The sequence below is a fragment of the Streptomyces sp. NPDC006265 genome (genome assembly GCF_040613555.1).
In the GTDB taxonomy this organism is placed as follows: domain Bacteria; phylum Actinomycetota; class Actinomycetes; order Streptomycetales; family Streptomycetaceae; genus Streptomyces.
The window spans coordinates 1-6,434 of record NZ_JBEXSH010000518.1 but is presented as its reverse complement, the minus strand read 5'-3'; the positions used below and the strand labels follow the sequence as shown (position 1 = coordinate 6,434).

The window sequence follows — 6,434 nt, the reverse complement described above, 5'->3', positions numbered from 1 at the left end:
CCGCACGATCGCCCTGGCGCATCGCAGCGACGTGGCTCCGCCCCGGGCCGCCCGTGAGTTGCAGCGGATGCTGCTCGAGCGGTGACACGGCCCGTCCCTCCGGAGGTCTCGGCGACCGCCGGCCGACGCCCGTGACTCCTCACGCGGCGCCTCGCCGCAGCGGACGCGGCTACCCCGCCGGGAGACGGCCGCCGGCCGGCCGGTGGGAGGACGCCAGGCGCAGGAGTTCGTCGACCGGCCACTGGTCGTAGGCGTGCCCACCGTACTTGGCCGCGAGGATCCGGCCGTCGGAGCCGATCAGGAAGTCGGCGGGCAGGCCGAGCCTGCCGCCGGGCTGGTGGGTCGCGGGGAGCCGCTCACGGCCGCGGAGGACCTCCCATCCGCCGCGCAGCACCGCCCCGACGACCGGCCCCCATGCGCGCGGACTGAGCAACGCCCGGGGAGCCGACTCGACGCCGAACTCGGTGTACAGCCGCTTGCCGGGGTCGGCGACGACCGCGAAGGGCAGGTCGGCGGTGTGCCGGAGCAGTTCCTCGGCGGGCGAGTGGAAGACCACGACCTCCCGGATTCCGGCGGCCTCGATCTCCGTGTGCCTGCGGACCACCGACCGCAGGTGCAGATGACACACGGGGCACCCGGCGAACCGCCGGAACTGGAGGTGCAGCAGGCGCTCGGGGTCGGGGACGCCGACGAGGCCGCCCGAGACGGTGTCGATCCGGCGTTCGGTGACGGTGGAGCCGGGCCGTAATGGCCGTGCGGGCCTGCGCATCAGCATGAGCGCTCCTTCGTAGGTGTACGGTGTACCCCTACGAAGGATAGGCGTATGCCGTACACCTAACAAGGTAGGCGTATGGCGTACGCTCATGGGCGTCATGCCACGTCCCCGCTCACTCAGCCACGTCCAGCTGGCCTCGGCCGCCCTCGCCGTGATCGACCGCGACGGGCTCGCCGGACTGTCCATGCGCTCGGTCGCGAAGGAACTCGGCATGAGCACCATGGCGCTCTACCGGTATGTCGACGACCGCGAAGAGCTGGAAAGACGGGTCGTCGACCTCGTGCTCGACACCGTGGACACCGAAGCGCCCGGACCCGGAGGCCACTGGCACGAACGCATCGAGGTGCTGGTGCGGCGGCTGCGGGACGCCATGGCGGCCCATCCGGAGATCGTGCCCCTGACCGTCGCCCACCGGCACCGGTCGCTCGCCGGGCTGCGCTGGTCGGAGTCCGTGCTCGGCGTGCTCACGCAGGCCGGATTCGACGGCACCCAGCGGGTGGTCGCGCTGCGGGGCCTGCTCGGCTATGTCATCGGCGCCATCCAGCTGGAGCACCTCGGGCCCCTGTCCGGCGAGGGCACGGTCGCCATCACCGAGCTGCCTCCCGACGCCTTCCCCTACATGACCGAGACCGCCCGGCACGCCCGGAAGGTCAGTGCCGACCGGGAGTTCCTGGGCGGTCTCGCGCTGCTGCTGCGCGGGCTGGGTACCTGACCCGGCCGCGCACAGCGCCCGGGGCGTCAGCCCGTCGCGTCCGCCAGGGCCAGCTGGTGCAGGCGCTCCGGCGGGCCCGGCCTGGCGTAGTACCAGCCCTGGGCCGTGTCGCAGCCGAGTATGCGGAGTTGTTCGGCCTGGGCTCCCGTCTCCACGCCCTCCACCGTCACGGCCAGGTCCAGGCTGTGGGCCAGGGAGACGATGCCCTCGACGATCTTGAGGTCGACGGGGTCCGCCGGGAACTGCTGCATGCTCTGGGTGAAGGACCGGTCCAGCTTCAGGATGCTGACCGGCAGCCGGCGCAGGTTGGCGAGGTTGGAGTAGCCCGTCCCGAAGTCGTCCAGGGCGATGTCGACACCCATCTCCGCCAGTCGCCGCAACGGCTTCAGCAGATCGTCGTCCGCCCCGATCAGCGCCGACTCCGTGACCTCCAGGCACAGCGCGTCCGGCTCGACGCCCGTACGCTCGAGGATGTCGACCGTGTCCTGGACCAGACCGGGATGCGTCAACTGGCACGGCGACAGGTTCACGTTGATCCGCAACGGCCCCACCGCCTTGACGCCGCCCTGCAGTTCCCGCCACTCGCGGGCCTGGCGCACCGACTGCTCCAGCACCCACCGCCCGAGCGGCACGATCAGCCCCGTGTGCTCCGCGAGCGGGATGAACCGGTCCGGCCCGAGCACGCCGTGCTGCGGGTGCAGCCAGCGCACCAGGGCCTCGGCTCCCCGGACGCTTCCGTCGCCGAGGTGCACCAGCGGCTGGTACTCGATGAAGAACTCGCCGCGCTCCAGCGCCGTCGGCAGCGCGGTGGTCAGCCCGTGCCGCGTGATGGCCCGGGCGTCCGCCTCCGCGTCGGCCAGTTCGAAGCGGTTGCCGCCCGCCGACTTGGCCCGGTACATGGTGATGTCCGCGCTGCGCAGCACCTCCGCCGGGCTGCGTTCCCCGGCCGGACCCTCGACGATGCCGATGCTGCCGCGCACGGTCAGCTCCCGGCCGTCGACGCTGATCGGCGCGAGCAGCGCGTTCATGATGCGCCCGGCGAGTTCGTCGACCTCGTGCTGGGTGTCGGGCCCGGTGGTGAGGGCCACGAACTCGTCGCCGCCGAGCCGCGCGACCATCTCGCCGGGCGCCGTGGCGCAGGACTGCAGCCGGTCGGCGACCTCCACCAGCAGCCGGTCGCCGGCCGCGTGGCCGAGGCTGTCGTTGACGGTCTTGAAGCCGTCGAGATCCAGGTAACACAGCCCGAACCGCTGGCCTTCCCCGGCGCCCAGGGCCTTCTCCAGGCGCTCGAAGAAGAACGTGCGATTGGGCAGCCCGGTCAGCGCGTCGTGCGTGGCCTCGTAGCGCAGCCGCAGGTTGAGCAGCCGCCGCTCGGTGGTGTCCTCCATGAGGGCGAGCTGGTACTGCGGATCGCCGTCGGCGTCGCGCAGCAGGGAGACCGTCAGGTTGGTCCACAGGACGGTTCCGTCAGGCCGGTAGAACGCCTTCTCCAGGTGGTAGTGCTCCCGCTCGCCCTGTACGAGTTCGTCGTAGAGCCGCCAGGTCTGCGGAGCGTCGTCGGGGTGGGTCCACTGCCGGACGTTGCGGCTGCGCAGCGTCGTCTCGGAGACCCCGAACATGCGCAGCAGCGCGCCGTTGACCTGCAGTATGTTGCCCTCGAGGTCGGCCATGCCGATGCCTATGGCAGCGCCCTCGAAGACGGCGCGGAACCGCGCCTCGCTCGCGTGCAGGGCCTGCGCCACCACGCCCTGCGCCTGGAGGGCGGCCTGGGCGATCGCCTCCTGCTCGGCCAGGGTCCGCTCGCGCAGCGTCCGCGCGAAACCGGCTGCCATCGCGTGCTGCAACCGCGCGCACCGGGCCCGCAGATCCTCCTGGTCGCCGTCGCGGCCGCAGTACAGGACCAGGTAGGCGTCGACGCAGTCCAGCGTGCGGCTGAGCGCCTCCGGGTCGGTGCAGTGCGCGTCCACCAGGGCGGCGCCGACCGCCCGGCCCGCGTCGGAGTCGAAGGTCCGGGCCAGCAGCGCCTCGCTCAGCCGCCGGGCCAGGGGCAGCAGTTGTGCCTCGAACTCGGGGCGGGTGGACGACGTCGAGGTCACCGGGAAGACGGCCCGGCTCCAGATCGTCGCGAACCGGCGCAGTCTGTCCTCCGGCCCGTCCGGTTCCGCGGTCACGCCGTACGCCCCACGCCCGCGAACCCGGAGAACGCGTACGGATCCTCGTCCTCCGATGTGGTGTCGGGGCGCCAGTGCGGCATCGCCACCAGTCCGGGTTCCACCATGTCGTACCCCTCGAAGAACCGCGCGATCTCCTCGCGCGAGCGCATGATCAGCGGGTTGCGGATGTCCTCGTACACGTCCACCGCACCCCCGGCCCGCTCCGACGGCAGCGGGATCCCTTCGTAGGAGGCGTGGGTGAGCACGAGCAGGCTGCCGGGCGCGAGCGCCTCACGCAGTTCGGCCACGGCCCTGTACGGGTCGTCCTCGTCTTCTACGAAGTGCAGTATGGCAACGAGGAGCAGCGCCACTGGCTGAGTCAGGTCGATCAGCCGCTCCACCTCGGGGCTGCGCAGGATCTCCTGGGGCTTGCGCAGGTCCGCTGCGACGACTCCCGCGTCGTCGTTGCCCTCCAGGACCGCCTGGCTGTGCGCCACGGCCACCGGGTCGTGGTCGACGTACACCACGCGCGCACCGGGGCTGGCGGCCTGCGCCACCTCGTGCACATTGCCGAAGGTGGGGATGCCGGAGCCGACGTCCAGGAACTGGGAGACGCCCTGGTCGGCCGCGTAGCGCACGGCGCGGCGCATGAACGCGCGGTTCGCCTGCATGACTTTGGGGAGTCCCGGCATGAACTCCATGGCCCGGCGGGCCGCTTCCCGGTCGACCTCGAAGTTGTGCGATCCGCCCAGGTAGTAGTCGTACATCCGGGAAACGCTGGGCACCGAGATGTCGATGCTCCGTGGGGCCCAGGCGGGACGCTCCATCTATCTCTCCAAGGCGTAGGCGATCCGGTGTTCGAGCAGAGGCTACTGATCGCCCGCCAATGGAGCGACCCGAAACGGAAATTGACCATCCGTTCCCGGTCACTGCCTGCGGCACGTGCCGAATTGATACCCCTCCCCATGCCCTTCGAACGTGTGACGAACAGTGCCCGAGGCATTCCGGAGAGTTCCGGTGGGGAAGGAGAAAAGTGTCAGCAATTCGATGAGTTCAGGTGAAGCACGGCAAAACGGTCCACCCCTCCGTGGAACACGGAGGGGTGGACCGGGTCTGCGCTTCGGGTGGACGAGACGATCAACCCTGGGGAGGTTCCGCTACTTCTCCGAGGCGCCGACCGGCTTTCCGTCGGGGCGGATGGCGTACCAGGTGCCGCCGACGCCCTGGCCGTTGGTGTCACCGGCCTTCTTGTCGCCCGCGAAGGTGTAGATCGGGATGCAGTCGATGGTCTGCTGCTTGACGCCGTCAGGGCGGTCGAAGACGACGTAGCCGCGGTTGGGCGTGGACCCCTGAAGGTCGATCCCCTTGGTGTCCTTCTCGTCGACCGGTGCGATGACCGGCCACTTCTCCAGGCAGTCCCCCGTGCACGCGGTCTTCATCGGCCACTGCGAGTCCTTCATGAACCGGTAGACCGTCATGCCGTTCTTGTCGATGACGATCTCACCCAGCTTGGGGTCGTTGCGGGTGGACAGCCCGGGCAGCGCCTGGGCCTCCTGACCGCCGGCCGCACCCCCTTGCGCCTTCTTGCCGTCGGGGGCGAGCGCGTACCACTTGCCGCCCACGCCCTGGCCCTTGACGTCACCGGCGTTGACGTCCTTGGCATAGCGGTAGGCGGGCCAGCCGCCGACCGTGAGCTGCTTGGTGCCGTCCGCCCGGGTGACCGTGCCGAGCAGCGCCTTGTCGATGCCCTCGCCGGCCTCGGCGTCGTCGGCGGGGACCGGCGGCCAGGTCTTGGCGCAGTCGCCGTCGCAGTTCGTCTTGGGCGGCTCGGCCGTGTCCTGGTCGAACCGGTACAGGGTGAGGCCGAGACTGTCGGTGACCACCTTGCCGACCTTTTCGGCGGTGGAGACCGACAGCTTGCCGGCGGGGCTGGACGGGCTGGAGGCGCTCGGCGCGGACGGCTGGCCGGTGACGGTGCCGCCCGCCGCACCGGCGGTGCCCGAGCCGATGCTTCCGTAATCCCCGGGCGCGGCCGTGGCGCCCACGTTCTGGCTGGCCGCCGGTGGGCTGTCCTGACCGCACGCCGTCGTCAGCGCCAGGACCGCCGCGGCGCTCGCCACGAGTGAGGCGCTCCGCCAGGAGGTCTTCATCGTCAACTCCCCATAATCGCAAGGGTGTTGCAGCGCCCTGCTGCGCCGCCGCACGGTCATGAGTACGCACGGGGGCGGCGGTTGTGTTCAACCGTCGGCCAAATTTCTTTCCGGAACCTGCGACGAACCCCTCGGAACGTCGTACGCATGTACGTAGCGAGCACCCTGCGGGTGATCGCTGATCAAACCGGCGATACCCGGATACCCCCCTTTCGGGGCAATCCCCTTGCACCCGGGCCCGTGCAGGCGGCACAGGGCTCATGATCTTCGTCGTGCATGGACCCCTCTCGACTCAATCCGCCCTTGTGGCACGGGTCTTGGCGGCGGCGACGCTGACCTGGGCCCTCGTCGGCGCACCGGCCGGGGTCGCGGTGGCCGACGCCTGCGCGTACGCCTCGACGGGGCCGGACGGCACCGAGGCGGTGGCGTACGCCGGAAGCAAGAAGACCTGGCCGTGCCCCACACCCACGCCGAGCCCCTCCCCCACGCCGACCCCGACTCCGCCGCCGCCGAAACCGACACCCCCGCCCAAGCCGACGCCGGTGGCGCCGCCCCCCGCCCACAAGCGCGCGGGCCCGGGGCGCAGCCCGGGGCGGGGGGGGGGGCCCCCCCCCCCCCGCCCCCCCGCCCCCGCCCCCCCCCCC

At 71.3% G+C, this 6,434-nt stretch carries 6 protein-coding genes; 1 reads left to right on the top strand and 5 read right to left on the bottom strand.

Annotated elements, in window-relative coordinates; translation table 11 throughout:
* Positions 1-169: 169 nt before the first annotated feature.
* Positions 170-775, bottom strand: a complete 606-nt coding sequence (locus tag ABZ281_RS32400) for a peroxiredoxin-like family protein (protein WP_356661304.1) — start codon at positions 773-775, stop codon at positions 170-172.
* A gap of 97 nt (positions 776-872) precedes the next feature.
* Here ABZ281_RS32400 and ABZ281_RS32395 point away from each other — a divergent pair, with 97 nt between their 5' ends.
* The gene (locus ABZ281_RS32395) at positions 873-1,487 is read left to right on the top strand and encodes a TetR/AcrR family transcriptional regulator (RefSeq protein ID WP_356661302.1); all 615 of its coding nucleotides are present in this window, start codon (positions 873-875) and stop codon (positions 1,485-1,487) included.
* 26 nt (positions 1,488-1,513) lie between these two features.
* Here the strand turns inward: ABZ281_RS32395 and ABZ281_RS32390 are convergent, their stop codons facing one another.
* From ABZ281_RS32390 to ABZ281_RS32375, 4 genes are all read right to left on the bottom strand, one after another.
* Positions 1,514-3,658 carry an EAL domain-containing protein gene (locus ABZ281_RS32390; protein ID WP_356661300.1) on the bottom strand — a complete coding sequence of 715 codons (2,145 nt, stop codon included), beginning with the start codon at positions 3,656-3,658 and terminating at the stop codon, positions 1,514-1,516.
* Positions 3,655-4,467, bottom strand: coding sequence for an SAM-dependent methyltransferase (locus ABZ281_RS32385; protein ID WP_356661298.1), 813 nt, complete (start codon positions 4,465-4,467; stop codon positions 3,655-3,657). The genes ABZ281_RS32390 and ABZ281_RS32385 overlap by 4 nt, the downstream gene beginning before the upstream one ends.
* Before the next feature lie 330 nt (positions 4,468-4,797).
* Entirely contained in the window at positions 4,798-5,790 is a 993-nt protein-coding gene (locus tag ABZ281_RS32380) for an SCO0930 family lipoprotein (protein ID WP_356661296.1), read from the bottom strand.
* Positions 5,791-6,082: 292 nt separating this feature from the next.
* Positions 6,083-6,322 carry a hypothetical protein gene (locus ABZ281_RS32375; RefSeq protein ID WP_356661294.1) on the bottom strand — a complete coding sequence of 80 codons (240 nt, stop codon included), beginning with the start codon at positions 6,320-6,322 and terminating at the stop codon, positions 6,083-6,085.
* Between the last annotated feature and the right edge of the window lie 112 nt (positions 6,323-6,434).